A 26,694-nucleotide genomic window follows, 5' to 3' on the forward strand; every position below is an offset into this window, starting at 1 on the left:
GGGGGGCCGCCCCCCCCCCCCCCCCCCACGCCCCAGCACATGCGTCCGCCCGGCCGAACCCCCCGCCGGCCGGGTCCTACGACACCACCTGCCCCTTCCCGAGGGCGATCACCCCGCCCTTGGAGACGGTGTAGAGGTCCGCGTCCCGTTCCGGGTTGACGCCGATGGTCGCGCCCGGCGGCACCTGGACGTTCTTGTCCAGGACCGCTCCGCGCACGATGGCGCCGCGCCCGATGTGGACGTTGTCGTGCAGTACCGAGCCCTGCACGACCGCGCCGGGGTCGACCACGACGCCCGGGGACAGCACGGACCGGGTGACCTGGCCGCGGATGAGGCAGCCGGCGCTGATGATCGACTCGCTGGCGATGCCGCCCGCGTTGAAGCGGGCCGGGGAGAGCTGGTAGGAGTGCGTGTAGATGGGCCACTGCCGGTTGTAGAGGTTGAAGGCCGGGCGCTCGGCGATCAGGTCCATGTGGGCGTCGTAGTAGGCGTCGAGGGTGCCCACGTCCCTCCAGTAGCCGCGGTCCCGGGTCGTCTCACCGGGCACGTGGTTGGCGCTGAAGTCGTACAGCTGCGCCTCGCCGCGTTCGGTGAGCTGGGGCAGGATCGAGCCGCCCATGTCGTGCACGGAGTTCTCGTCCTCGGCGTCCCGCTGCAGGGCCTCGATCAGGGCCTTGGTGGTGAAGATGTAGTTGCCCATGGAGGCGAACACGCACTCCGGGTCGTCGGCGAGGCCCGGCGGGTCGGCGGGTTTCTCGAGGAAACGTTCCACCGTCAGGCCGTCCGAGCCCGGGGTGATCACCCCGAACTGCGAGGACTCCGAGCGCGGGACGCGGATGCCGGCCACCGTCACGCCCGCGCCGCCCTCGATGTGCTGGTTGAGCATCTGCCGCGGGTCCATGCGGTACACGTGGTCGGCGCCGAACACCACCACGTACTCGGGTCCCTCGTCGTGCACGAGGTTCAGCGACTGCAGGATGGCGTCGGCACTGCCCAGGTACCAGCGCTTGCCGAGCCGCTGCTGGGCCGGGACCGGGGTGACGTAGTTGCCCAGCAGACTGGACATCCGCCAGGTGGTGGTGATGTGCCGGTCCAGGGAGTGCGACTTGTACTGCGTGAGCACGCAGATGCGCAGGATGTCGCCGTTGACGAGGTTGGACAGGACGAAGTCGACGAGACGGTACGTCCCGCCGAAGGTGACCGCTGGTTTCGCGCGGTCCGCTGTCAGGGGCATCAGGCGTTTGCCTTCTCCGCCCGCCAGTACGATCCCGAGCACCGAAGGTCCGCCACGACGCATGGCCGCTCCCCTCACCGTGGTTGATCCATGCCTGCCCCTGGGCAAGGCGGAGTAAGCCTGTTGCTGAACAACCCGACCGTTCTATTCCTGTTTGAGGATCTCCTCGTAGAGCCGGACGGTACGCCGGGCCACGGCGTCCCAGCCGAACTCCTGCACCGCGCGTTCCCGCCCGGCCTCGCCCATCCCGCGGGCCGCCTCCGGGTCGCCGATCACCACGTCCAGGGCCCGCGCGAGGCCCGACTCGAAGTCGTCGTCCACGGGGACGAGTACCCCGGTCACGCCGTCGTCCACGACCTCGGGGATGCCACCCACCCGGGAGGCCACCACGGGCGTGCCGCAGGCCATCGCCTCCAGGTTCACGATGCCGAGCGGCTCGTACACGGACGGGCAGACGAACGCCGCCGCATGGGTGAGCAGCTGGATCACCTCGGGGCGCGGCAGCATCTGCGGGATCCAGTGCACGCCCTCGCGGACCCGGCTCAGCTCCTGGTAGAGCTCGCGGAACTCCTGGTCGATCTCCGGCGTGTCCGGCGCGCCCGCGCAGAGCACTACCTGCGCGGCGGGGTCGATGTCCCGCACGGCCCGCAGCAGGTGGGGCACACCCTTCTGGCGGGTGATGCGGCCGACGAACAGGATGTAGGGGCGATCGCGGTCGAGCCCGATCCGGTCGAGCACGTCGGTGCCGTGGTCGGGGCGGTAGAGCGTGGTGTCGATGCCGTTGTGCACGATGTGGACCCTGGCCGGATCCAGCGTCGGGTAGCAGGTGAGGATGTCCTCGCGCATGGCGCCGGAGACGGCGATCACCGCGTCGGCGGACTCGATCGCGGTGCGCTCGGCCCAGCTGGACAGCTCGTATCCGCCGCCGAGCTGCTCGGCCTTCCAGGGGCGCAGCGGCTCCAGCGAGTGGGCGGTCATCACGTGCGGGATGCCGTAGAGCATCTTGGCGAGGTGGCCGCCGAGGTTGGCGTACCAGGTGTGGGAGTGCACCAGCTCGCGGCCCTCGAGGCCGGCCGTCATGGCGAGGTCCACGGAGAAGGTGCGCAGCGCGTCGTTGGCGGTGTCGAGGGCGGCCCAGGGCCGGTGGCGTACGACGCCGGTCCCGCGGCCCTCGCCCCAGCAGTGCACCTCGAGGTCGACCAGGGAGGTCAACTCCCGGGCGAGGAACTCCACATGGACACCCGCGCCGCCGTACACGTCCGGGGGGTACTCCCGGGTCAGCAGTCCCACTCGCACCCGCAACTCCCTGTTTCGGCGACCGGTTCCTTCATGGTCACCCAGATGCGCCGCGCGCGGAAGAGCGCGGGGTTCGTGTGAAGCAACAGTCACCGCACACTCCCCCGCCGGGCACCCGGTAGTACAGGCAGCAGCTGCGACGCCGGAGGTCGGCGGTGAGGGCACCGGCCAGGAGGGGGTGGGCGAGGAGGGCGGCCGTGAGGGAGCGGGTGCGGGCGGCGGTCCGTTCGTCGCCGTGCAGGCGGGCCCACTGCTCCAGTTGCCGGGCGGCTCCCGCCAGCGCGGAGGCGGCGTTGCCCCGCAGCAGGCCGGGGGCGAGGCGGTGGTGGGCGCGCAGGGCCGTGGCGAACGGTTCGAGGTGGCCGTGCAGGACGACGTCCGCGACGGTCGCGGGATCGGCGGGCAGCGCGCTGACCTCGGTCAGCCACAGGTCGTCGGGAGCACCCGCGTCGGGGTCCCAGCGCAGGCGCTCGGGGGCCAGGTCGGGGATGGCGTCGTAGCGGGCCGCGCACCCGAGGGCCACCGACCAGAGGCGGGCGGCCAGCCCCTGCTGCGCCACCGAGGCGGCGATCCTCGCCTCCGGGGCACGCAGGGCGGCGGCGACCTTCTCGACACGGAAGGTGACGGGATTTCCGTGATCCTCCGAGGGCCGGTTCGCGTACGCCTGCGCCAGACTGGGAAGCGACGTGGCCGGTCCCGCGCCGACGCGCAGGACGAAGAAGCCGCCGAGCGCTTCGAGCGCGGCGAGGTCGGGGTCGAGGTCCACGAGGAGCAGTACATCAGCGCCCCTAGGGGTTTCCTCCCAGGGGTGTACCTCCCGGGTCGCCCACCCTGGGGAGGACGGCGCCCGGCTCGTACTCCATCGGCAGTAGGACCCATTGGGTGCTCAGGGACGACGACGGGAACAGATCGACAGGGCATCGTGTTCGTCATGAAGGCCGACCGTTCACCGCGCGGGGACAAACGCCCCCGCCCCACGCAGAGGAGCCGCTCATGAGCGCCCTCGCGTTGTCCGTGATCCTGTCCCTCGTCTCCGCCGTCGCCTACGCCGGCGGGGCGATCGTGCAGAAGCACGTGGCGGTGTCCTCCCCCGGCGAGCAGTACGCGCCGCTGCGCCGGCCGACCTGGTGGGCCGCGGTGGCGCTGAACGGCCTCGGTGGTCTGCTGCACGTGGCGGCGCTGGCCTACGGCCCCCTCAGCCTGGTGCAGCCGCTGGGTGCCCTGACCATCGTGCTGGCGCTGCCGATGTCGGCGCTGTTCGTCGGCCGCAGGGCCGGTACGACCGCCTGGCGCGGCGCGATCATGGCCACCGTGGGCCTCGCCGGCCTGCTGTCCCTGGTGGGGACGGCCGAGGAGCAGTCACTGGAAACGGCGGAGCGCGTGGCGGTGGCCACGGTCACCGGCGCCGCGGTCGTGGCCCTCATGATCGCGGGACGGGCCGCCCACCGGCACCCGGCGGTGCGCAGCATGCTGCTCGCCACCGCCTCCGGCATAGCCTTCGGCATGTCCTCGGTGTTCACCAAGGTCGTCGCGGTCGACTGGGCCGACGGCGTGACCTGGTCGGACGTGCCGTCCCTCGCCGTGATCGGCGTCTTCGCCACGGCCGGCCTGCTGCTGTCCCAGGCGTCCTACCGCGGCGCGGGCCTCGCCGCCCCGCTGGCCACCCTCACCGTCGTCAACCCGGTGATAGCGGCCGCGGTCGGGATAACGTTGTTCGGCGAGACCTTCCGCTACGGCGGCACCGGCACCGCCCTCGCGCTGAGCTGCGGCGTGGTCACGGCGGGCGGCCTGATCCTGCTGACGACGGAACGCATCGCCCGCACCGCCGCCGAGGAGCCCGCGCACACGCTGCCCGAGCGGACCACGGACGAACCCGAACCAGCCGACGACCTTCCGGAGCAGCCGGTGGCCGCGCCGCACGAGGGCGTCGTCGTTCCCGCCCAGGTGGGCCCCACGTTCCTGGCGGTGGCCTACGCCGACCCCGACGAGGACTCCACCCCCGACCCGGGGCGCTACCGCTTCTACGGCCCCTTCTACGGCGGCTCGTACCTCCCGGTACCGGTCGTGGACCGGCACCGGGAGCGGGTCAAATCCTGACGCCGCCGGCCCTGAGGTAGACCAGGGGGTCGATGTCCGAGCCGAAATCAGGCCCCGTCCGCACCTCGAAGTGCAGATGCGGGCCCGTTGCGTTGCCCGTGGCGCCCGAGCGGCCGATGCGCTGGCCCTCGCCCACGCTCTGTCCGGCCCGCACGGAGATCGCCGACAGATGGCCGTACTGCGTGTAGCGGCCGTCGGCGTGCCGGATCACCACCTGGTAGCCGTACGCGCCTCCCCAGCCGGCGGTGACGACCTGGCCCGCCGCGACCGCCTTGACCGAGGTCCCGGTGGGCACGGGGAAGTCGACGCCGGTGTGGTAGCCCTTCGACCACGAGGAGCCGGCCACGTGATACCCGGTGCCTATCGGGCCGGCGACCGGGGCGATCATGAAGTGCCCCGGGGTGGTGGTCTTTGTCTCCTCCCTCGCCGGGGAGGCCTGCTTCGTCGTCGACTTGGCCGGCGCGGTGTGCGGGGCGGGCGCCTTCGTACGGAGGTTGAGCCGCTGGCCCGGCAGGATGAGGTCGGGGTCGGATCCGATGGTCCTGCGGTTCGCCGCGTACAGGCGGTGCCAACCGCCGCGTACGTGCTCGGTTTCGGCGATCTCGGAGAGGCTGTCGCCGCGCACCACCGTGTACATCTCGGCCCTGCCCGCCCTCGACTGGGGCGTGCTCTGCGGCTGGACGTCCCGCACGGAGGTCTTCTTCTCGGCGGAGGTCTTCTTCTCGGCGGACGTCCGCCCGGCCTTCGTGCTGTGGCCGTCGGTGTGCAGGTCCGGGGTGTCCCCGCCGCGCGTCAGCCCGGCCTGCACCGAGCACACCGGCCAGGCCCGCGGCCCCTGCCCGTGCAGCACCTTCTCCGCGACGGCCATCTGCTGGTCCTTGGTGGCCAGATCCGCGCGCCGCGCGTATGCCGTGCCGCCGTACGCCTCCCACGTGGACTGGGTGAACTGCAGCCCGCCGTAGAAGCCGTTGCCGGTGTTGACGCTCCAGTTGTCGCTGGACTCGCAGGCGGCGACCTTGTTCCAGGTCGACACGTCGGCCGCGTGCGCGGTGCCCGCGCCGATCAGCGGGATCGCCATGCCGGCGCTCGAGGCGGTGACGGTGAGTGAGGCGCGGTTGATCCTGTTCGGCTGATACCGGCGGTGCCGGCCGCGTACGGCCATGGAGATCCCCCTCGACATGCGTCAGGAGGGCCAAAAGTAAGCGTGCCGAACAGGCCATGACAAGACGGCAATCGGCCGCCCTGTCCCGCAAGGAACCAGGAATACACGGCAGTTGCACAGCGGCTGAGACGGGTGGGGCCCGTCGTGCGTATCTGCCTGCGGCACACCGGGCGACCCGGACATGCGATCGGCGTACCGGCACGTCAGGATGGTCGGTGGGGCGATACTGACGGGCACGAACGGCACCACCGATACCGGATCCTCAAGGAGCCAACCGAATGAGCAACACAGCCCAGATCGGCGTCACGGGACTCGCGGTCATGGGCCGCAATCTCGCCCGTAACTTCGCGCGCAACGGCTACACGGTCGCCCTGCACAACCGGACGGCGGCGCGCACGCACGCCCTGGTGGAGGAGTTCGGGGACGAGGGCGACTTCATCGCGGCCGAGACCGCCAAGGAGTTCGTGGCGGCGCTGGAGCGGCCGCGGCGGCTGGTCATCATGGTCAAGGCGGGCGAGCCGACCGACGCGGTGATCCACGAGTTCGCGCCGCTCCTGGAGCCCGGTGACATGATCATCGACGGTGGCAACGCGCACTTCGCCGACACCCGGCGCCGCGAGCGCGAACTGCGCGAGCAGGGCATCCACTTCGTGGGCATGGGCGTCTCCGGCGGCGAGGAGGGTGCGCTGAACGGACCGAGCATCATGCCGGGCGGCCCGAAGGAGTCGTACGACTCGCTCGGTCCGATGCTGGAGAAGATCTCGGCGAAGGCGAAGGACGGCGCGCCCTGTGTGACGCACGTCGGTCCGGACGGCGCCGGGCACTTCGTGAAGATGGTCCACAACGGGATCGAGTACGCCGACATGCAGCTCATCGGCGAGGCGTACCAGCTGCTGCGCGACGTCGCCGGTTACTCCCCCGCGCAGATCGCGGACATCTTCCGCACCTGGAACACCGGGCGGCTGGACTCGTACCTCATCGAGATCACCGCCGAGGTGCTGTCGCACGTGGACGCGGCGACGGGCAAGCCGTTCGTGGACGTGGTCGTCGACCAGGCCGAGCAGAAGGGCACGGGCCGCTGGACGGTCCAGATCGCCCTCGACCTGGGCGTGCCGGTCTCCGGCATCGCGGAGGCGGTCTTCGCCCGCTCTCTGTCCGGCCACGCGGCCCTGCGCGAGGCCTCGCGCGATCTGGTCGGCCCCAAGGCACAGACGCTGAGCGAGTCGGAGGCGGCGGCTTTCGCGGACCGGGTCGAGCAGGCGCTGTACGCCTCGAAGATCGTCTCCTACACGCAGGGCTTCCACGAGATCGCGGCGGCCCGTGAGGAGTACGACTGGGACATCGACCTGGGTGCCGTCTCGGCGATCTGGCGCGGCGGCTGCATCATCCGGGCGGCCTTCCTGGACCGCATCCGCGCCGCGTACGACGCCCGCGCGGACCTGCCGAGCCTGCTGTCGGACGAGACCTTCGCGCAGGAGATCGCCGCCGCCCAGGACGACTGGCGCGAGGTCCTGGTCGCCGCGACCCGCCAGGGCGTACCGACCCCGGGCTTCGCCGCGGCCCTCGCCTACTACGACGCCCTGCGCGCCGAGCGCCTGCCGGCCGCCCTCACGCAGGGCCAGCGCGATTTCTTCGGCGCCCACACCTACCGGCGCACCGACCGGGACGGCTCGTTCCACACGCTGTGGGGCGGAGACCGCTCGGAGGTCTCCGCGTAGCGGAGTGCGGTACGAGGGAGGCGGGCGGCCGGAGTGGCCGCCCGCCTCCGCGTGGCTCAGGTCAACGGTGGTCCCGGCTCCGGGCTCGGCACCGGTTCAGGGCCCGGGGGCACCGGGGACGGGTCCGGGGGCGGAGTCGGGGTCGGCGGGGACGGAGGCTGCGGGGGCGGGGTGGGTTCCGGGCCGGGGGGCGGCTGGGGGGTGGGGACCGGCGAAGGGTACGGGTCAGGCGGTCGCGGGTCCGGGCCCGGCCCGGGGGCGGGCGGGGTGGGATCGGGGTACGGCTCGGTCATCGTGTCCTCCGGCCAGTCGTCTGCGTCGGCTCTGGACTACTCCCCGCGTACCCGACGGACGTCACCTGACTCACCGGCCCGCGGGACGGCTTGGGGCCGGCCGGCCCTCGGCTCCGCCGCCCCGCACCGCCTCGGCACCCGCCGCCAGCCCTCCCCTAGGGCTGGACAGTACCGGTAGGGAGGTCGCCGCCAGGCGCTCGGCCGGGGCCATGGACCCCTGAGCCAGAACGATCGCGTCGGTGTCGTCGACGAAGGTGTCGATCACGTCGGCCACGAGACGGGCGCACCCCTCGGCGTCCCCCGCCTCGAACCGCTCCCACGCCCCCTCCACCAGCCGCGTCCGCACCTCGACGGGCCGGCCGGCGCGGCGGGCCTCCTCCTCGATCAGGGACACCGTCGGGCCGAACGTGCTCTCCACCGTGGCGAGGACAACGATCCGGGAACCGGCGGCCACCGCGGCGGCCGCCATCGGGCGGTCCGAACGCAGCACCCGCACCCCGACCTCCGCACCGGCCGCCTCCGCGACCCCGCCGATGGTCGAGCAGGTGCACAGCACGGCCCGCGCCCCGTCGGCGACGGCCACGCCCAACGCCGCGCGCACCTCAGCCGCCACCGCCTCGGGTCCCTCGCGGCGGGCCCGGGCGAGCAGCTCTTCGTCGACCAGGTGCCGCAGTTCCAGACCGGGGTGGTGCTCTTCGCGCAAGGCCTCGAAGACGGGGACGTGGGCGGGCGAGGTGTGCAGGAGGGCGAGCATGCTGGGGCGTCCTGCGGCTCAGAAGCGGCCGGGATGGGCGCGCAGCCAGTCCTTCGCCGCTCGCAGCAGTGCCGGGTCGGCCGCCGGAGCCTCGTCGGGGTGGCGCTCGGCCCACTTCACGACGTACGGGCACAGCGGGGCGACGACGGTGCCCTCGCGCTCGGCGATGGCGTACAGCTCGCGGGCGAGGGAGCCGGCGATGCCCTTCCCCTCGTGGGCCGGTTCCACGATCGTGTGGACCGGGACCAGGGCGCGCCCGGGCGATTCGAGGACGAAGTACTCGATGTGGCCGACGACTTCGCCGTCCGCGCCGTCACCGAACGCCTCCAGGCGGCCCGCCGCCCGGTCGTCGCGGATCTCGATGTCGCTCATGGGCACGCTCCTGGTCGGTGGGGCAGGTGATCGGCGATCAGGCCGGTACGGCCTGCGGGCTGCGTTCCTGGTCCGAGCCCGGCACCGGCTCGGAGGGGTCGGCACCCAGGGCCACGATGCGGTTGTCGCGGTCCACGTGCACGACCCGGGGTGCGAAGGCCCGCGCCTCGGCGTCGGCCATCTGAGCGTAACTGATGATGATCACCAGATCGCCGGGATGGACGAGATGGGCGGCGGCCCCGTTGATCCCGATCACCCCCGAACCGCGCTCGCCCTCGATGACGTACGTCTCCAGACGCGCGCCGTTGGTGATGTCGACGATGTGCACGAGCTCACCGGGCAACAGGTCGGCGGCGTCCAGCAGATCGGCGTCGATGGTCACCGATCCCACGTAGTGCAGGTCGGCCTGGGTGACGGTGGCGCGGTGGATCTTGGACTTGAACATGGTGCGCAGCATGTTGGACTCCTGGAAGACGGCTCCCTGCCGGCTTTGTGCAGGTCAAGGGCAGTGTTGACTGTACACCGGGACACGCTGGTCGAGAATGGTGAGGAACATCGCTCCGCTCGGGCGAGAGGGCTTCGCGCCTGGGCTTTCGCGCCGCAGGGGGCCTGTTCGGGCAATCCTCCGGGCAAGCCCGGCGACTCATGCTGACCGCTGATGACCTATTTGATGAGCCGTCAAAAATGCGGGAGGCCACTCCGCCCACGGACGACGTGGACGCACCGACGTCGCTCTGGTTCGTGGAACACGGTCCCTTGGCCGTGGGCCGGTCGGCGCTCGACCGCCACGGAAGCCGGCTCGCTGCCTGCCGCCCGCCCGGGGCTCCTCGGCAGCGTGACGCGCCCCTGCGCACTTGCGTTCGCCGCTCCTCGCTTCCGTACGGTCCGGCCGATGGCGAACCGCGCTCGCACAACGTGAAGGAGAGCAGCCCCCAGGTGGCGCGACAACCGCCTGCCCTCCGACCTACGACCAGCCCCGCTCGCGGCCGCGGGTGATCGTGGCGTAGCAGGTCACCCGGCGGGCCGCCTCGGTGGAGTCGGCTGCGGCTTCGGTCTCCGTCTCAGTCATGACTACGGCGCCGAAGCCGAGGTCCATGACGCCTGCGGACGAGAAGGGCACCGGACGGGCGAGGCCGTGGTAGCGGCATGAGGCGGCGGGCGGCATCTATAAGGCGCGCCGCTTCGGCGGAAAACGCAACCCACTCGCTCAGGAGTGATGCCGCGGGCGAAATGAGCCGCCTGTTCACCGACGAACACGGCGACCCGATCATGGAGTTCCCCGAGGACTGGAACGCCATGACGGGCTTCCTGGACGACTTCGAGAACCGTGCCCGGCCCGAGCACGAGGAGGGACGCATGGTCACCCACGCGATCCTCGACCAGTTCGCCCACCGCTACTTCCCCGGGCCCCTGCACGGGCTGGCCCGCGCCCTGGCGGTGTCCACCATGCACCCGACCACCTGGCGGGTCCAGGGCATGCCCCCGCCCCCCGCCCCCGTGCGCGCTCTCCTGCTGCGAACGACCGGACTGCTGCCGCGCGCACAGAAGGCCCTCCGGCCGGACCCCTCGGAGAACCATCAGGAGCAGATCGAGGACCTCAGCGGACAGGGCCGGCGCGAGCGGGCAGCCGCCATCCGGACACTGGACGAGGACTTCTCCGCCTTCTTCCGGAAGCGGCACGGCCTGCCCGCCCGGCGCCTCGTTCCGGACGCGACGGCCGTCCCACCGAGACAGCCTTCTCAGGCTGACCACTGCAACCCACGTCATGCCCGAGGGGCGGCCGGGCCTTCACCCGGTCGCCCTCTGTGCCGCGGGCGGGCATTTTTGGCCCGCCGGGGGGGTACTTTTGTGGGCCCGGGCGGGGTGGGGGGTGGGGGCCGGGCCCCCCCCCGGCCCGCGCGGGGGGCCGGGGCGCCCCGGGGCCCCGGGGGGGGGCCCCGGGCCCCCCCCCGCGGCGCTAGGTGGCGTCTCGGGTGAAGCGCCAGGCCCCTCCCGCGAGGGCGAGAGTGAGGTAGAGGACCAGGTCGAAGAGGGCGAAGGCGAGGGACGGGGTGCGTTCCGGGTGGAGGGGGTGTGGGTGGAGTTGGCCGAGGGTGTCCGCGGCGTTGCTGAGCATGAGTTTGCTGGGTAGGGAGGACCAGCCCTCGACGGCTTTGGCAGCGCCGTAGCCGAGGTAGACCAAGGCGAAGAGTGCGGCGATGGCTCCGGCGGTGTGCCGGATGACGGCGCCGAGGCCGTAGCCGACGACGGTGACGACGAACAGGTAGAGCCCGGCGCAGGACACGGCGCGCAGCACGCCGGGTGTGCCCAGTCCGACGTCCAGGTGCTGCCGGGCCAGCACCGCTTGTCCGACGAAGAAGCCGGTGAACGCGGTCAGTTGGCCCAGCAGCAGGGCGAACCCGCCGATGACGATGGTCTTGGCGGTGTAGGCGAGCGCGCGCCGGGGTGTCGCGGTCAGCGTCGAGCGGATCAGTCCGGTGGTGTACTCGCTGCTGACGCCCAGCACGCCGAGGACGCCGAAGGCGAGGACGGCGAAGGAGAAACCGGAGAGCGAGTCGCCCACCGGGTCGACCTGGGCCCGGTCGGCCTTCGTCATGTGCGGCCAGGCGTTGGCGGTGTGCGCGACGTCCATGAGGCTCAGCGTCAGGCCGAACGCCACGGCGATGAGAGCGGTGATCCAGGTGGAGCGGAGGGAACGCAGTTTGATGACCTCGCCGGCCATGGCACCTGTCAGTGCGGTGGGCATCAGTGGCTCGTCCCTTCGGTCCGGTATTCCACGGCGGATTCGGTGAGGTCCAGGTAGGCGTCCTCCAGTGAGGCGCCGGCCGGGACGAAGTCGGCGACCGGGACGTCCGCGAGCAGGCGCCCCCGTCCGATGACGAGAAGGTGGTCGACGGTGAGGGCCATCTCGCTCATCAGGTGACTGGAGACAAGGACGGTACGTCCTTCGGCGGCCAGCGATCGCATGAGGCCCCGGATCCACCGGATGCCTTCCGGGTCGAGACCGTTGGCCGGTTCGTCGAAGATGAGCACCGGCGGGTCGCCGAGCAGCGCGGCGGCGATGCCCAGGCGCTGCTTCATACCGAGCGAGTAGGTGCCGACGCGGCGTTGTGCGGCCTCGGTGAGACCGGTGAGGGCGAGTACCTCCTCGATGCGGGTGCGTCGGATGTGGTTGGTGGCGGCGAGCGCGGTGAGATGCGCCCGTGCCGTACGGCCCCGGTGGACGGCTGCGGCGTCGAGGAGCACGCCGACGCGGCGCAGCGGCTGTTCGGTCTGGCGGTAGGGCACGCCGTCCACCAGGGCGTGGCCGGCGTCCGGGGTGTCCAGGCCGAGGACGGCCCGGATGGTGGTGGACTTCCCCGCGCCGTTGGGGCCGAGGAAGCCGGTCACCCGGGCGGGCAGGACCTCGAAGGTGAGGTCGTCGACGGCGGCCTTGCGGCCGAAGCGTTTGGTCAGGTGCTCGCATCGAATCACGTCCACGACGATGCCGGGACGGGACCGGGCACGTCGTCTGCCCGCAGGCAGGTTCTCCCGGGCCCGGGTCTGCCGTACGGCATAGGGCTCGCGGACGATGTGGGCGGGGCCGGGAGACCCATACGCTCGGGTCGTGGAACCGAAGACGCGTGCGGGCCCTGAGTCGTTGCGGCCCTCTTGGCCGGAGGCCTTGGTCGCCCTGTCCTTGGCGGTCTGCGGCCTCGCGCCCTGGCATGCGCAGGCGATCTTCTGGGGCGGGGTGCCGCTCGCCTTCGCGCTCTTCTGTGTCACGGCCCTGCGTCCGGCCCGCACCGCGGGAATCGCCCTGGCCGCGGCCCTGGCGATGGCGGTGTCCACCGGTCTGCCCAGGTTCGAACACGCCGGGGCCGTGGTGCCCTTCGTTCTGCTCTTCGCCGTCGCCTGGGCGGTGGGCTTCGCGGTGGGGCAGAGGCGTCGGTATCTGCACGCGCTGGTGCGTGAGGAACGCGACCGCGCCGATCGGGAGGCGGCGGCGGAACGGCTGCGGATCGCCCGCGAGTTGCACGACGGCATCGCTCACTCGATGAGCGTGATCTCCGTCCAGGCGGCCTTCGGCCGCCTGGTGCTCGACGACCGTCCGCAGGACGCGCGCAACGCGCTGGAGGCGATCGAGACCACCGGCCGGGAGACCCTCGTCGAACTGCGCCGCATGCTCGGCGTGCTGCACGACGACCCCCACGACGCGGACAACGCGGACCTGGCCCCCGCCCCGAAACTCGAAGACCTGGACCGTCTCGCCGAACGGACCCGGCGCCCCGGCCTGCACATAGACCTCACGGTCACGGGACTCGCCAGACCCCTGCCCCCAGGCCTTGAGACAGCCGCGTACCGGATCGTCCAGGAGGCGCTGACCAACGTGGTCAAGCACGCCGACGCGAGCACCGCGCACGTCACCGTCGCGTACGGGCCCGACGAGCTGACCCTCACGGTGATCGACGACGGCAGCATCCGGCCGGCTCCGGACCGCACCGGACGCGGGCTGACCGGGATGCGCGAGCGCCTCGCCCTCTACGGCGGCACCCTGCAGGCAGGTCCGGCCGCGACCGGTGGCTTCCGGGTACGGGCCGGCATCCCTCTGGACGGGCCACAGCCCACCGCCGGCTCGCCGGAGCGGCCGTGACCATCGGAGTCCTGGTCGCCGACGACCAGCAGCTGATCCGCGTCGGCCTGGCCGGAATCGTCGACACGGCCCCGGACCTCACGTCGATCGGCAGCGTCGCGACGGGCCGGGACGCCGTCGCGGCCGCCGCCGAACTCCGGCCCGACGTCGTGCTGATGGACGTGCGGATGCCGGAGATGGACGGCATCGAAGCGACTCGCCGTATCACCGCCGCCGGCCACGCCCGGGTCCTGATGCTCACCACCTTCGACCTGGACGAGTACGTCTTCGGCGCACTGCGCGCCGGAGCCAGCGGCTTCCTCCTGAAGGACGCCCCGCCCCTCGACCTGCTGTCCGCCGTCCGGACCGTCGCCCAGGGCGAGGCACTGCTCGCGCCACGCGTCACCAGACGGCTCATCGAGGCCTACGTCCACAGGCGGGCACAGCCACCGGACGGTCAGCGACCACCACGGCTGCCCGATGCCGTCACCACCCGCGAACGCGAAGTGCTCCTGCTCGTCGCCGAGGGACTGACCAACGCCGAAATCGCCGAACGGCTGTCCATCGGAGCGGGCACGGTGAAGACCCACGTCGCCCGGCTGCTGACCAAGCTCGACGCCCGCGACCGCGTCCAACTCGTCATCCACGCCTACCGCAGCGGCCTCACCAGCTGACCCACTCGGCCGGCGGCCGACTCGTCGGCACCCGGTTCAGTGCGGTCGGAGGCGGGATCCGGCAGGAGTTCTCCGGAGTTTTCGCAACTCGGTTTGCCCCGGTCGGCGGATGGATCGCGAACCACGGTTCGGATCCCAAGACTGGACGGGTGAGCCTGGGCGCCCTGCCTCGACCTTCGGGTTCGGCTCCCCGAGTAGCACACCCACATCTAGGAGCGAGCATGTCGGAGAAGCCCACTGTCGGCTGGATCGGAACGGGCAGGATGGGCGCGCAGCTCGTGCTGCGGCTGCTGAAGGCGGGCTACGACGTCACGGTCTACAACCGTACGGCGGCGAAAGCGCAGCCCCTCGTGGACGAGGGCGCCACGTTCGTGCCCCGCCCGGTGCACCTGTCCGACCGGGACGTGGTGTTCGTCATGGTGTCCACGCCGGACGATCTCGCCCAGGTGACCACCGGCGAGAGCGGGCTGCTGACCGACCCCGCATCAGCTCCCGGCATCATCGTGGACTCGTCGACGGTGTCCACCCAGGCCAGTGCAGTGCTGCGGGCCGCGGCGGACGAGCGTGGGACCTCGCTGCTCGCCGCGCCGGTGAGCGGGAATCCGAAGGTCATCGCCGCGAACAAGCTGACCGCCGCGGTCTCCGGCCCCCGGGAGGCCTTCGAGGCCGTCGAGCCCCTGCTGGCGCAGTACGGCCGCGGGGTCACCTATGTCGGTGAGGGCGAGGTCGCCCGGCTGGTGAAGATCGCGCACAACCTGTTCCTGGGTGTGGTGATCCAGTCCCTGGCCGAGATCACGGTGCTCGCCGAGAAGGGCGGGGTCAGGCGCGCCGACTTCCTGGCCTTCCTCAACGACTCGGTGATGGGCTCGACGTTCACCCGCTACAAGTCGCCGGCACTGGTCAACCTGGACTTTACGACCACCTTCACCAACGTCCTGCTGCAGAAGGACTTCGACCTCGGCCTGGACGCCGGTCGCGAACTGGGCGTACCGATGCCCCTCGCGTCCGCCACCCGCCAGATCGTCGCCCAGGAGGTCGGGGCCGGCAACACGGAGCTGGACTTCGCCACCCTCATCCTCACCGTCGCGAAGGGGGCCGGGATCTCCCTGGAGGCGGAGAACGTCCCGGTCGACGACGGCCTGGAGACGCGGCGGTGAGCGGGCGTGACGAGCGTGCCTTCCAACACCACATCGAGATGACCGCTGACCGGGCGTGGACTACCCCGTCCTCACCACCTACCAGCCCCACGAACCCCCGCTGCAGATGACCACCGGCCACCTGCAGGAATCCGCTTTTCGTCCTCTGCCCAAACGACGGAGGCAGCCGACACCGCCCCGGACGTGCCGAAGTGCGCCGTGAACCTGTGCCATGAGACCGGCGGCATCGGTCGGCCGCCCCGACCGGCCCACGCCCCGGGCGCAGGGAAGTGTCACCCGGCGAGCATCAGGTGACCGCTGCCCGTCGGGTGCCTCGGCGGATCGCAGGTGCCGATGTGAAGGCGAGCAACCCGCCGTCGGCACACCTCGCGACACTCCCGTTCCGCGCCGGAAGGACAGGTCATGACCGCCACCGCACCCAAGGCGCCGACCGCACCAGGGGTGCGAACCTACGACCGCAAGGGCGTCGTCTCCGTCCAGCCCGACAGCGGTGACTGGCTGGAGGCGGACGGCGGGATGGGCGAGGACCGCCTCAACCTGAACGTGTGGACCCCCGAGCAGCCGACCGGCGAGGCACTGCCGGTGGCCGTGTACATCCACGGCGGCGGATTCGAGTACGGCGCGAACACGCAGATCACCTCGAACGCCTCGGGTCTCGCGGCGTCAGGGCGTGTGGTGGCCGTGTCGATCAACTACCGGCTCGGCGCCCTGGGCGCGGTCTCGCCCTCGCAGTACGGCGGCGCTCTGGCCGAGGCGAGCAACCTCTGTCCGCAGGACGTCATCGCCGCTCTGACCTGGATCAGGCAGAACATCGCCCACTTCGGTGGCGACCCCGACAACGTCACCGTCCACGGCCACAGCGGCGGCGCCTACGCCGCCTTCGGCCTGCTTGGCGCCCCCGCCGCCGACGGCCTCTACCGGCGCCTGGCCTGGTTCTCCGCCGGGCCGCCCCGTCTCCAGCCGGCCTGGTGGGCGGAGGAACTCGCGCACCGGTTCGTCACCGAGCTCGGCGTCGCGGACAACCCCGAGAAGCTGCTCGGCCTGGACACGGCGCTGCTGGTGGCCGCCCTGCACAAGGTGACCCCGACGGACCTCGGAGCCCGTGGTGGGAGGGACGGCAAGAGCCTCGGTGTGGTCCTGGACACCGGGCAACCCGGCGCGGTGCTGCACGCCCACCCCATGGACGTACTCGCCTCGGGCAGGCACCGGGACGTCGACCTCCTGCTGAGCTTTACCGGCGACGACATGGGCTGGTGGGTGGCGAACGATCTCGACCGGTTCGACCCGCACACCGTCACGGGCGTCCTCGACGAATGCGCGGGGTGGCGCTTTTTCCCGCTCCCGTGCCCGGCAGGTCGTCGGCGCCTACGACCAGGGCGGCCGCACTCCGGCCGAGGTCCGTGCCGCGTTCCTGACGGACTACGTCTTCGCTCTGCCCGCGGCCCGCGGTGCCCTGGCCCACGCCGCCGCGGGCGGCAACGCCCGTCTCCTGGTGATCGGGCCCGCCGAGGGCGCGCCCGCCGTGCACGGCGGGCGCGGTGTACGCCCTGGTCGGCCAGGAGCAGCCGGGCCGCAGCGCCGAACAGGCCGAGCGTGACACGCGTGTCCGCGACATCGTGCTCGACTTCGCCACCGGCGAGCGGACCCGGCTGTGGCCCGCCGTCACCGACCGGCCCACCTCGGGAAGCGTCGGCAACCCGCCCTTCGAGGCCACCGCCCACCACCAGGCGGCCCTCGACCTGTTCGAGGACCTCGACCGCCCCTGAACCGAGGCCGCACGCGCTGGTAAACGAGTGGCGTGTCCGGGGACGAGCCCCATAGCTTGTGCGCTCGTGACCGATGATCCGACGAAGCCCCCTGATCGCCACGACCTCGGGCGAGTGTTCAACGAGGTGCCGGAACTCTACGACCGGGTTCGGCCCGGATACCCCGACGAACTGTTCGCGGACCTTGTCGCCGTCACCGGCTTGGACGAAGGGTCGTCGGTGCTGGAGGTGGGGTGCGGTACTGGTCAGGCGACGCGCTCGCTGGCAGCGCTCGGATGCTCGGTGACCGCCGTCGAGCCCGGCGCGGACATGGCCGCACTCGCTCGCCGGCGGCTCGCTTCCTTCCGCAACGTCGACGTCGAGAGGTCGACGTTCGAGGAGTGGGACGACCGCGGTCGACGCTTCGACGTTCTCGTGGCTGCGCAATCGTGGCACTGGGTCGACCCGTCGACCGGCTGGCAGCGAGCGCACGACGTGCTTTCTCCCGGGGGTTGGATGGCGTTGCTCGGTCACGTGGTCGTCCGTCGGCCGGGAGAGCCGGAGGTGTACGCCGAGACGGCCGATCTGCACGAGCGGTTCTGCCCCGGGAACCCCGGCTGGGGACATCCACCGCTGGCGGACGAGGTGCGCACCGCCGACGCGGGTTGGGGCCTGGACGACGATCCCGGAGGGTTGTTCGGCTCGACGATCGTGCGCTGGTATCCGACCGTTCAGTGGTTCGACGGGGACGGCTTCGCCGATCACCTTCGCTCATTGTCGCTGTTTCGGAGACTCGACCGGGATGTCCGTGAGCCCCTGCTCGACGCCATCGCCGAGCGCATCCGCACGCGCATGGGCGACCGGGCGTCACGCCGTTATCTGAGCGTCCTGCGTGTCGGACGGCGTGCCGACTGAGGCAACACGGAGAACTCGCCCGCGGCTGGAACATGGTGTTGTCGTTGGCCGACTTCTCCGGCACCGGCTGGAAGACGTCCCCGTGCTCGACGATCCTGCCGCCCTGGACCCGGAAGATGTCGACGACGGCCGCGCCGCGGTCGTCCGCGTTCACCTGAAAGGTGTGGTGGACCGCGACGTACTCCCCGTCGGATGATCCGCTTGACGTCCATGCGGAGATCCGGGAAAGCGGCGAGGGCCGATGCGAAGGCCTCCTTGGCGGCCGCCACACCGTTGGGGTTCTTGGGGTTGTGCGCGTAGTACGGATCGGCGGCGTACTTGTCCCAGGCGTTGACGTCCCCGTTGAGCAGCGCGTCCAGCAGGGCCGACACGACCTGCTTGCTCGCGGCGCTGGACGCGTCCGAGGACCGGCCGGCCGGGGTGCTCAGCGTGGAGTGCATGTCGTTGCCGCTGGCCGTGCTGTCCGGGACGTCCTGGATCACGTCCCGGTGCTCGCCACGTCGTACTGCAGGTCCGGGTAGCGGCTCCTGAAGCCGGTCACGAAGCCGCGCAGCGCTTCGGTGCCGTTGGGGGCCCAGGGGTTGTGCTGGATGTACTCGTCCCCGACGTACTTGCCGATGACGTCGAGATCGCCGTTGGCGAACAGCTCGTTGTAGAAGCGGACGACCAGCTCCTTGTTCTCGGTGGACACGGTTGTGCCTGTCTTTCGACTCATGGTTGGGACAATGTCAGCCACGTACAGCGATGTGCCTGTGGGCGACCCTCTCGACAAGGACTGTCCGATCCGTGAGGTCCTCGACCGGGTCGGCGACAAGTGGAGCGCTCTGGTCGTCGTGCGGCTCGGACAGCGCACCCACCGCTTCAACGAACTCCACCGGGAGATCGACGGGATCAGCCAGCGGATGCTGACCCTGACGTTGCGCGCGCTGGTCCGCGACGGCCTCGTCAGCCGGACCGCCTACCCGACCGTGCCGCCACGCGTCGACTACGAACTGACCGAACGGTGATGGCGAGGGCCTCGCGGACGTTGTTGGGCTTGCCGACGCTGATCTGCTCGGGGCGGATGCGGCCCTGGTCCTTGAGGCGGCCCAGGTGCAGGGCCAGCAGGGCCGCGTTGCCCAGGGACACGCTCATGTCGGCGAGCTTCCGCTGCGTGAGCCGGAAGGCACTGATCGGCCTGCCGAACTGCACCCGGGAGTCGGCGTACTCGATGGCCGTCTGGAGAGAGTCGCGGGCGGCGCCGACCGCGCCGAAGAGGATGCCGAAGCGGGCCTCGTTCAGGCAAGCGCTCGCCGACGGATGACGGTCTCGCGTCAGTTCCGCTTGGGATCGCAGTCGTAGAGGACGAAGCTGCCGCCGGTGGGGCGTCCGTAGGCCGCGGGACGGATGCGGTTGCAGTGGGACTTCACCCAGGTGGTGGCGGGAGTGGTCGGGCGCTGGCTGGTGAGGAGCGCATAGCGCAGTTGGCGGGTGGCGACGAGGCCGCCGAGTTGCTGGACGCTGGGGAAGGGCGTACTGCCGGTGAAGCCGCCCATGACGAGGATGGGCTCGGACTTCGCGCGCAGGAGGGGCTCGGCGGTGTAGGCGGCCTGGGTGGCGACCAGGTACTTCTCGCCGTGGCGGTGGGCGGTGAGGTAGCCGAGCAGGGCGGTGTCGCGGGCGTTGGGCTGACCGAGCCCTCTCCTGCGCGGAGCGTGGTGGGGGTGCTGGGAGTACGAGCTGCCGACAGGACCTGCCATCGGCGAGGTGACGGCGCCCGCGTAGAGCGGGTCGAGGCCGGAGAGGGCCCAGCCGGCCGGTACCACGAGGGTGGCCGCGATTCCGCCGGCGACGGCGGCGTGGACCATCCGCGGGGAGGTGCGCGGCCCGCGGCTCCACAGGCCCACCACGCCGCACAGCGCGAGCATCACCGCGACCGGCAGCAGCCAGGAGACGAACCGGGTCGGCCAGTCGAGCACCAGCGCCCATACCGCCGTCAGCCCGATCGCCACCGGCAGCGCCAGGTGCCGCCGGCCGGCCGCCGCTTGCTCGGCCTCCGCGGGCGGTGCGTACTGCGCCTCCGGCTTGGGCTCGTACCGCGCCTCGTACTCCGCTCGGAAGAGCGCGAGCCCGCCGCCGGTCAGCGCGGCGAGCGCCGGGGCGATGACGGCCGTGTAGTAGGCGTGGTTGCCGTTGGAGGTGCTGAACACCAGGGCGTGTACGGCCAGCCAGCCGCCCCACAGCACGAAACCCGTGCGCAGCGGGTCGGTTCGCGGTTGTCCGGTGCGCCAGAGGACGCCCAGGACCGTCGCGAGCACGGCGAGCGGCAGGAACCAGGCGATCTGCGGGCCGACGGTGTGGTTGATCAGCATGTTCCAGCCGGTGTTGCCGGTGGTGCGGCTGGCGGCGGTGCCCGCGACTGCACCGAAGGCGGTGGCGTCGCTGCTGAAGCGGCTCAGGCCGTTGTAGCCGAAGACCAGTGCGAACGGATCGTTGTTGGACGTGCCGTCGAGATAGGGGCGGCTCGCGGCCGGCGTCACCCAGGCGATCAGCACCCAGGAGCAGGAGACCGCCAGGGCGACCGCACCGGCCAGCAGGACGCGCAGGGCCCGGTTCAACCGGGTGCCGGGCGCGGCGAGTTGGTAGACCGCGGCGAAGACCGGCAACACCAGCCATGCCTGCAGCATCTTCGTCTGGAAGGCGAGTCCGACCCAGATGCCGCAGGTGATCAGCGGGAGCAGCCGCTCGGTGCGCACCGCCTTCTGGAGCGCTCCCGCGGCCGCCACCAGGAGCAGGGTGAGCGCGGTGTCCGGGATGGTGGCACGGTTGAGCGCCACGGTGATCGGGGTGAGGGTGAGCGTCAGCGCGGCGATCAGGGCGGCGAACGGACCGGCCCAGGCTCGTACGATGCGGTGCAGCAGCCATACGGTGAGCACGCCCTCGACGACCTGCGGAAGCGCGGCCGCCCAGTTGTGCGGGCCGAAGAGCCAGACGGAGACCGCGTCCGGCCAGAAGGCGCCGGGCAGCTTGTCGATGGTGATGGAACCGCTCGCGTCGAGCCCGCCGAAGAAGAAGGCGCGCCAGCTCTCGGACATCGACCGTATCGCCGCGCCGTAGAAGGGGTGGAGTGCGGCGTTGCCGATGCCCCAGGCGTACAGGACCGTGGCGACGACCAGCACCGCGGCGAGCGCCGGGCGCTCCCAGCGCGGGGCGTCTTCCGGCAGGCCGGAGCGGCGGCCGGGCTGCCGGCGGCCTCGGTGTGCTCCGGTGGGCCGGACGGCGGGGATGGCGGTCATGGCAGTGGTCCTCGGATCGGCAGGTCAGGTGAGGCGGTGGTGCGCGGGCGGCGGGATCACAGGCGGCGGGCGGCCCGGAAACCGCGGGCGTAGAAGTCGGTGCCGTCCAGCAGCGCGTGGCCCGACATGTCGCCCATGGTCGGACCGTTGGCGGCGGAGCGGCTGGAGTAGAAGCGGTGGCGGCCCTGGTCGTCGAGGCCCATGTACATGCCGCAGTGGTCGATGAAGTCCGGCCGGTTCTTGATGATGGCGAAGAAGACCAGATCGCCGGGTTGCAGGGCGCTCAGGTCGATGGCCTGCTGCTTGCCGGTGTGCGGGATCACCACACGGCCTGGACCGTCGGCGGCGATGGCGTACGCGCGGCGCGGCAGGCCCGCGCCCTTGGTGTTGGTGTTGTGCAGGGGAATGCCCATCCGGTAGCCCCACACCAGCCGCTGGAAGCCGGAGCAGTCGGCGTCGCCGTAGCGGGCCTTCTCCGGCTGCACGCGTGTGCCGTCCGGGAAGGTCCAGGGCAGGCCCAGATAGTCGTAGAAGTCGGACTGTTCGGCGTGGTAGGCGAAGTCCAGCGGGTTGTTGACCGCGGCGTTGCGTGGGCCGAAGTGTGCGGTGCCCGCGTAGCGCACGCCGCGGGCGTTGTGCTTGTCGGGCGCGCCGGCGCTGCTGTACTGGAACGCCACCGCGAAGACGTCCGGGCTGGTGTCGCCGAGCGCCTTGTCGAACCAGCGCTTGAACGAGGCGGACTTCTCCATGCCCCGCTGCCACTCGTGCGGCAGCACCCGTACCCAGGCGTCCGTGGTCACTTTGGCCTGGGTGGTCCGCGGCTCGCTGAAGGTGCGGGTGGGCCCGGTGAGGACGGCCGTACGGGCCCCGTCGGTGAACGTGGCGAGCGTGCCGCCGTCGGCGGCGCGGACCACGGTGCGGGCGGGGGCGGACAGCCGCTCGAAGGTGTGGGCGCCGGTGGCCCGCGCGCTCGGGCCGGTGCCCGCTCCGTCGGCGGCCGTGGCGCCGTTGTTGTCGCCGCCCTGGCGGAGGTGGTCCCAGGCGTACCCGCCCGCCACCCCGGCGACCGCGACGCCCGCGATCGTTCCTAGCACGTTGCGGCGGGTCGGGCCGCCGCGTCTGCCGACGGGTTGGGAGTGCATGGCCGATCCTCCTGGACGGGTGGGATGAGAGGGGGTGGGCGGGTCAGCCGACGGGCAGGGCGCCCATCAACAGGCCGGAGATCAGCACCACGTACGTGGCCAGCGTCACCGCCGTGGTCGAGATGACCGTGGCCGCCATGGGCTGCCGGACCATCTGGTAGGAGACCAGCCCGGGGACGATGAAACCAAGGGTCTGTGACGTGTAGAGCAGCGGGAACTCGTGGTTGAGGGCGAGCATCACGGTGGTCTGCATCACCACCGCGCACAGCACCACGGCGGCGAACAACCGCTTGCCGTAGAGGATCACCGTGCGCTGCAGCAGCTTCGTCATGAAGTACGTGCCCGCCGCCACGACGACCATCAGCCCGGCCATCCGCACGTCGGTGACGAGTGTGAGGGCGATCCAGCCCGGGGTGATCATCCCTCCGGGGGAAAGGTTGGTGGTCAGGTAGCAGACGAGCGAGAAGACCAGCCCGAGGGCGATCCCGAGTGCGGCGGTCTGTGCGGTGAGGTTGGCGGGGATCACGGGTTCCTCGTGGACTGGGGCGGCTCGTAGGAGTGGTACCGGTCGTCGTGGGAGTGGTGCGGGTCGTCCGCGGTGCTCCGCTCGTCGGGCCGGCCGTGGCGGGCGGCGAACCGGCGGGCGAGTTCGCGTTGTTCGGGGATGCGCAGGGCGTACGTCGGCGTCTCCAGCGGTGCCACCCAGCTGTACGGCTCCGGCTCGGGCGGCCTGGCCACCGAGACGCGCGGACGGGGCAGGGCGATCTGCATCGTCTCCTGGTCCAGGCCGTCGCCGCCGGGAACGGCGTCCAGCGGGTCCTCGGACTCGTCCAGCGGCAGCTCGGCGAGGCATTCCAGGAACAGCTCGCCCTGACCGTGGATGTTACCGATCGCCACCAGCGAGGAGGCGGGGCCGAGTTCCGCGAGCATGGCCGCGGTCAGCTCCTCGGGGTCCCGGCGGTCACCGCCGAGATCCACCACCCGCCCGGTGTAGTCGGCGGGAATCGCGTCGCGGGCGCTTCTGGTCGGGTGGCCGATCAGGAACACGGTCTCGGCGGCGAGGTCCGGGACGATGGCGCCCATCTGGCCGTTGCGCTCCACCCGGTCCGGGCGGCAGTTGATGACCACGTTGATCGGCCGCCTGATCGCGCCCAGATCCTCCAGCTGCTTCACGTTCATCAGCGTCGACTCGGGGTCGTTGGCCGCGAAGACGTTGGCGAACCGCAGCTTCTTGCCCTCGGGGGTGAGGTAGCGCTCCACCGACAGCACGCCCGGGTCGGGCGGCGCGTCCCACATGCCCTGCATCGCGGTGTGCCGCTCCACGCCGAGCAGTTCGGCGACGGCGAGCGCGATCGCCACGTTCTCCTTGAAGGTGAACCAGCTGAAACCGCGCAGTTCGTCGTCGGTCACGGACTCCGGATCAACCGCGATCAGACGGCAGTTCCGTTTGTCGGCCTCCTCCTGGAGGATGTGCAGCCGGTCCTTCTCCGCCGTCACGCACACCCCGCCCACCGGCATCGAGCGGGAGAGCGAGCGTGCGACGTCGTCCAGCGTCGGCCCCATCTCCTCCAGATGGTCCTCGCGGACGTTGCACAGCACTCCGATCGTGGAACGGATCAGCTTCTCCTGATTGGTCTCCTGCAGCGCCGGCATCACCGCCATGCACTCGATGACCAGCGCGTCCGGCCGGTAGGTCGCAGCGCGCCGCACGATGCCGATCTGCTCGACGATGTTGGATATTCCGAACTTCCGGTACACCGGCTCCTCGGTGGCGTCCGGATGGATGAACCGGGCCGCCGTGCCGGTGGTCTTCGCCACCGTGACCAGGCCGCCGCCGCGCAGCGCGCCCGCGCACAGCCGGGTGATCGAACTCTTGCCGCGGATGCCGTTGACCAGCACCCGCGTCGGTATCTGCTCCAGCGAGGCGAAGTGCCGCCGCTGCTCCAGGATGCCGGCGATCCACAGTCCGGCGGAGCACAGCAGGACGATGACATAGAGGAAGAGCATGCCGATTCCGTCCTTCTACCGCTGGAGGCTGTTCTCACGCACGGGCCGCGAGGGCCTGGCGGCGTGAGTGGATCTGGACGCCCGGTCGCGTTCCGCCAAGGCCTGGCGGATCAGCTCCAGACTGCGGGTGACCGATCCGATCTCGTCGTGGTTGACCGGATGCAGCACGGTACGGCGGTCTCCGCCGGCCAGCCGCTCACCGAGAACGGCGACCGCGCGCAGCGGCCGGACCACCACGACATGCAGCCAGCCCAGGCAGGCCACGCCCACGGAGAAGCCCAGGATGCCGGCGAGCATGGTGCGCTGCTCGGCCTGCACCGCGGGGATCTGGAGCGCCGCCGCGGGCTCCGCGGTCACCACGTGCCAGCCCAGGCGGGCGGTCGGGCCGCTCTGCGCCAGCGGTGCGGCGGCGTCGACCGAGAGACCGGAGGAGCTGACGTGCACCTCCGAGGTCGCGGTGCCCGCGGTCCCCGGGGCGTTCTGGGTGGAGCGGACGAGACGGGTCAGGCCCGAGTTGGGCAGCGACTGGAAGGCCTGGTAGCCCACGCTGGCCGCCAGCACCCTCTCCTTCGCGTCCGTCACCCAGACGCTGCCCAGCTTCGGCCTGGGCAGGATGGAGTTGAGCCTCTTCACGTCGATCTCGCCGAACAGGACCACCCCGGCGGCCTTCGCCCTGCCCTTGACGGCCCGGACCTGGGCGTAGCCCGCGATCACCGGGATCCGGCCCGAGGTGTTGACGGTGGTGATCCCGCCGCCGTCGGGCACGTGGACGCGGGTGCGCAGCGGTGTGCCGCCCACCCGCAGCGTGATGCCGCCCGAGCGGTCCAGGAGATACAGCGAGCGGTACTGCTTGTGGTCGGCGAGGGCACGCCGCAGCACCGCGGTCTGGGCGGCCCGGGTCCTGCCGGGCAGGCTCGCGGCCGCGGCGGTGAGGTCGGTGTACGACTGGTTGAGGGACTGCCGGATCCGGCCCGTCGCGATCTCGGTGCGCGCCTGCTGGTCGGCGATGACCGGAGCCGGAACCGCGGTCACGCTGTCCACCCGGTTCAGCAGGAAGACCATCGGTACCGCCCAGCAGGCCAGCACCAGCACGCCGAGCACGGCCAGCGCCCGGTAGCCCGGTCCGCGCCGGGCCGGGAAGTCCTCCGGGCCGCTCTCGCCGAGCAGTTGCCGGCGCAGCGAGTCCAGGGCCCGCCCGATTCGGGCCAGTTCCCCGAAGCCGTGCACCGGCACCGGCCGGGACAGCTCGGCCGACGCGGTCGGCCAGTCCTGGGTCGCGCCCCGGGCTACGCGGCCGGCGGAGAGGTACAGCCGCAGCAGGGGCCGCTGCACGGAGAAGAACAGGGCCAGCGCGAGCGCCAGCGCCACCGCGGCCAGGGCTCCGGCTGCCTTGAGCGCGAAGCGCGAGTAGTCGGCGGTGGTGGTCGTGGCGGCGACCGCGCGGGAGGTGAGCACGACCAGACCGAGATGGTCGGTGTCGCCCGGACCGGTCGTCGAGGCCACCTGGGCCCAGCCGGCCACGGTGTGCCGGTCGGCGGTGGTGGCGCCCAGCAGGCTTCCGGAGGCGTCGGTGCCCGTCCCGGCTCCGTGCGCCGCGCGGGTCGCCGCCGCGGGCAGGCCGCTGTCGGCTCCGCCCGGTGACGCCTTGCCGTGCACCGCGGTGGCGAGCGCCGTGCCGCCGGCGTCCAGGACTTCGGCGGTACGTCCGTCGCCGTACGCCGTGAGGGTGGGAAGGGCCTCGGAGACCACCAGCAGCCACTGCCGCGCGGGCCGGTTCGGGGTCTGGTAGTCCTGGTTGGGGTCCTCCTGCTGCGCGGGCAGCGTGACCCGGGCGTAGTACAGCAGTTGGGGTGCGCCGCCCGAGGTCACCAGCCGGGGCGGGACGGCCCTGGACGTGGGCGCCGTCCTCGCGGCGTCCACCCCGGCCAGCGGCACGGTACGGCCGCCGGTCGCCAGCAGTCTGCCGGAGCGCCGGTCGAGCAGCGCACTGCCGAGGACCGCCTTCCTGGCGGAGGTCAGCGCCTTGAGCGTGACCACGGGGGTCGACGTGCTCGTCGCCGGGTACGCGCTCGCCGTACGGCGGACCGTGCTCGCCTCGGTGTCGATCGCGGTGCGCAGCGAGTGCGCGGTGTCCGCGGCGATCTGCTGCTCCCCGTTCAGTACGGCCTGAGGTACGGGAGCGGCACGGACGCCGGTCAGACCGATCACGGTCAGGGCGGCGACCACCACGAGAAGTATGAC

General features: G+C 71.7%; 22 protein-coding genes and 3 pseudogenes. 8 read left to right on the top strand and 17 right to left on the bottom strand.

What is annotated here, in order from left to right; translation table 11 throughout:
• Nucleotides 1-76 precede the first annotated feature (76 nt).
• The 3 genes from glgC to ACIRVK_RS10335 form a co-directional block, all read right to left on the bottom strand.
• Complete coding sequence (gene glgC, locus ACIRVK_RS10325; protein WP_404245168.1) at nt 77-1,297, bottom strand: glucose-1-phosphate adenylyltransferase; 1,221 nt, start codon at nt 1,295-1,297, stop codon at nt 77-79.
• Between the two features lie 81 nt (nt 1,298-1,378).
• On the bottom strand, nt 1,379-2,530 hold the full coding sequence (glgA, locus tag ACIRVK_RS10330) for a glycogen synthase (RefSeq protein ID WP_404245170.1): 1,152 nt from the start codon (nt 2,528-2,530) through the stop codon (nt 1,379-1,381).
• Between the two features lie 37 nt (nt 2,531-2,567).
• Nucleotides 2,568-3,296 (bottom strand): (2Fe-2S)-binding protein, encoded by a 729-nt coding sequence (locus tag ACIRVK_RS10335; RefSeq protein WP_404245172.1) that lies wholly within the window; start codon nt 3,294-3,296, stop codon nt 2,568-2,570.
• Nucleotides 3,297-3,523: 227 nt separating this feature from the next.
• Here ACIRVK_RS10335 and ACIRVK_RS10340 point away from each other — a divergent pair, with 227 nt between their 5' ends.
• Nucleotides 3,524-4,627 (top strand): DMT family transporter, encoded by a 1,104-nt coding sequence (locus ACIRVK_RS10340; protein ID WP_404245174.1) that lies wholly within the window; start codon nt 3,524-3,526, stop codon nt 4,625-4,627.
• Here the strand turns inward: ACIRVK_RS10340 and ACIRVK_RS10345 are convergent.
• Nucleotides 4,617-5,789 (bottom strand): transglycosylase family protein, encoded by a 1,173-nt coding sequence (locus ACIRVK_RS10345; RefSeq protein ID WP_404245176.1) that lies wholly within the window; start codon nt 5,787-5,789, stop codon nt 4,617-4,619. The genes ACIRVK_RS10340 and ACIRVK_RS10345 overlap by 11 nt on opposite strands.
• A 278-nt stretch (nt 5,790-6,067) precedes the next feature.
• Here ACIRVK_RS10345 and gndA point away from each other — a divergent pair, with 278 nt between their 5' ends.
• On the top strand, nt 6,068-7,507 hold the full coding sequence (gndA, locus tag ACIRVK_RS10350; protein WP_404245178.1) for an NADP-dependent phosphogluconate dehydrogenase: 1,440 nt from the start codon (nt 6,068-6,070) through the stop codon (nt 7,505-7,507).
• Nucleotides 7,508-7,870: 363 nt separating this feature from the next.
• Here the strand turns inward: gndA and ACIRVK_RS10355 are convergent, their stop codons facing one another.
• The 5 genes from ACIRVK_RS10355 to ACIRVK_RS10375 form a co-directional block, all read right to left on the bottom strand.
• Nucleotides 7,871-8,554 (bottom strand): aspartate/glutamate racemase family protein, encoded by a 684-nt coding sequence (locus tag ACIRVK_RS10355; RefSeq protein ID WP_404245180.1) that lies wholly within the window; start codon nt 8,552-8,554, stop codon nt 7,871-7,873.
• Between the two features lie 18 nt (nt 8,555-8,572).
• On the bottom strand, nt 8,573-8,926 hold the full coding sequence (locus tag ACIRVK_RS10360) for a GNAT family N-acetyltransferase (RefSeq protein WP_404245182.1): 354 nt from the start codon (nt 8,924-8,926) through the stop codon (nt 8,573-8,575).
• Nucleotides 8,927-8,963: 37 nt separating this feature from the next.
• The gene (gene panD / locus ACIRVK_RS10365; protein ID WP_404245184.1) at nt 8,964-9,383 is read right to left on the bottom strand and encodes an aspartate 1-decarboxylase; all 420 of its coding nucleotides are present in this window, start codon (nt 9,381-9,383) and stop codon (nt 8,964-8,966) included.
• A gap of 1,500 nt (nt 9,384-10,883) precedes the next feature.
• Complete coding sequence (locus ACIRVK_RS10370) at nt 10,884-11,672, bottom strand: ABC transporter permease (RefSeq protein ID WP_404245186.1); 789 nt, start codon at nt 11,670-11,672, stop codon at nt 10,884-10,886.
• Nucleotides 11,672-12,400: an ABC transporter ATP-binding protein gene (locus ACIRVK_RS10375; protein WP_404245188.1), complete on the bottom strand. Its 729-nt coding sequence runs from the start codon at nt 12,398-12,400 to the stop codon at nt 11,672-11,674. The genes ACIRVK_RS10370 and ACIRVK_RS10375 overlap by 1 nt, the downstream gene beginning before the upstream one ends.
• A 133-nt stretch (nt 12,401-12,533) precedes the next feature.
• On the opposite strand from ACIRVK_RS10375, the gene ACIRVK_RS10380 reads away from it, so the two are divergent.
• From ACIRVK_RS10380 to ACIRVK_RS10400, 5 genes are all read left to right on the top strand, one after another.
• Entirely contained in the window at nt 12,534-13,559 is a 1,026-nt protein-coding gene (locus ACIRVK_RS10380) for a sensor histidine kinase (RefSeq protein WP_404245190.1), read from the top strand.
• Entirely contained in the window at nt 13,556-14,212 is a 657-nt protein-coding gene (locus ACIRVK_RS10385) for a response regulator (protein ID WP_404245192.1), read from the top strand. The genes ACIRVK_RS10380 and ACIRVK_RS10385 overlap by 4 nt, the downstream gene beginning before the upstream one ends.
• Before the next feature lie 221 nt (nt 14,213-14,433).
• Nucleotides 14,434-15,369: an NAD(P)-dependent oxidoreductase gene (locus tag ACIRVK_RS10390; protein WP_404245194.1), complete on the top strand. Its 936-nt coding sequence runs from the start codon at nt 14,434-14,436 to the stop codon at nt 15,367-15,369.
• A 402-nt stretch (nt 15,370-15,771) separates the two neighbouring features.
• A complete protein-coding gene (locus ACIRVK_RS10395; protein ID WP_404245196.1) occupies nt 15,772-17,190 on the top strand; it encodes a carboxylesterase family protein in 1,419 nt (472 codons plus the stop codon).
• A gap of 11 nt (nt 17,191-17,201) precedes the next feature.
• Entirely contained in the window at nt 17,202-18,029 is an 828-nt protein-coding gene (locus ACIRVK_RS10400; protein WP_404245198.1) for a class I SAM-dependent methyltransferase, read from the top strand.
• 242 nt (nt 18,030-18,271) lie between these two features.
• Here the strand turns inward: ACIRVK_RS10400 and ACIRVK_RS10405 are convergent.
• Both ACIRVK_RS10405 and ACIRVK_RS10410 read right to left on the bottom strand, forming a co-directional pair.
• Nucleotides 18,272-18,469, bottom strand: a pseudogene (locus ACIRVK_RS10405) (hypothetical protein); the annotation flags it as partial.
• 38 nt (nt 18,470-18,507) lie between these two features.
• Nucleotides 18,508-18,744, bottom strand: a complete 237-nt coding sequence (locus ACIRVK_RS10410; protein ID WP_404245200.1) for an ester cyclase — start codon at nt 18,742-18,744, stop codon at nt 18,508-18,510.
• A gap of 10 nt (nt 18,745-18,754) precedes the next feature.
• Between ACIRVK_RS10410 and ACIRVK_RS10415 the strand changes: the two are divergent.
• Nucleotides 18,755-19,030, top strand: a pseudogene (locus tag ACIRVK_RS10415) (winged helix-turn-helix transcriptional regulator); the annotation flags it as partial.
• Between the two features lie 4 nt (nt 19,031-19,034).
• On the opposite strand, the pseudogene ACIRVK_RS10420 reads toward ACIRVK_RS10415, so the two are convergent.
• From ACIRVK_RS10420 to ACIRVK_RS10445, 6 genes and pseudogenes are all read right to left on the bottom strand, one after another.
• Nucleotides 19,035-19,316: pseudogene (locus tag ACIRVK_RS10420) on the bottom strand (acyl-CoA dehydrogenase family protein); the annotation flags it as partial.
• A gap of 26 nt (nt 19,317-19,342) precedes the next feature.
• Nucleotides 19,343-21,304, bottom strand: a complete 1,962-nt coding sequence (locus ACIRVK_RS10425; protein WP_404245202.1) for an ArnT family glycosyltransferase — start codon at nt 21,302-21,304, stop codon at nt 19,343-19,345.
• A gap of 56 nt (nt 21,305-21,360) precedes the next feature.
• Nucleotides 21,361-22,446, bottom strand: coding sequence for an NlpC/P60 family protein (locus tag ACIRVK_RS10430; protein WP_404245204.1), 1,086 nt, complete (start codon nt 22,444-22,446; stop codon nt 21,361-21,363).
• Nucleotides 22,447-22,489: 43 nt separating this feature from the next.
• Nucleotides 22,490-22,972 carry a poly-gamma-glutamate biosynthesis protein PgsC/CapC gene (locus ACIRVK_RS10435; RefSeq protein WP_404245206.1) on the bottom strand — a complete coding sequence of 161 codons (483 nt, stop codon included), beginning with the start codon at nt 22,970-22,972 and terminating at the stop codon, nt 22,490-22,492.
• Nucleotides 22,969-24,453, bottom strand: coding sequence for a poly-gamma-glutamate synthase PgsB (gene pgsB, locus ACIRVK_RS10440; RefSeq protein WP_404245208.1), 1,485 nt, complete (start codon nt 24,451-24,453; stop codon nt 22,969-22,971). Before pgsB ends, ACIRVK_RS10435 begins: the two co-directional genes overlap by 4 nt.
• A gap of 15 nt (nt 24,454-24,468) precedes the next feature.
• Nucleotides 24,469-26,682: a HAMP domain-containing protein gene (locus tag ACIRVK_RS10445; protein WP_404245210.1), complete on the bottom strand. Its 2,214-nt coding sequence runs from the start codon at nt 26,680-26,682 to the stop codon at nt 24,469-24,471.
• Between the last annotated feature and the right edge of the window lie 12 nt (nt 26,683-26,694).

The sequence above is a fragment of the Streptomyces sp. NPDC101152 genome (assembly GCF_044768275.1).
Lineage (GTDB): Bacteria > Actinomycetota > Actinomycetes > Streptomycetales > Streptomycetaceae > Streptomyces.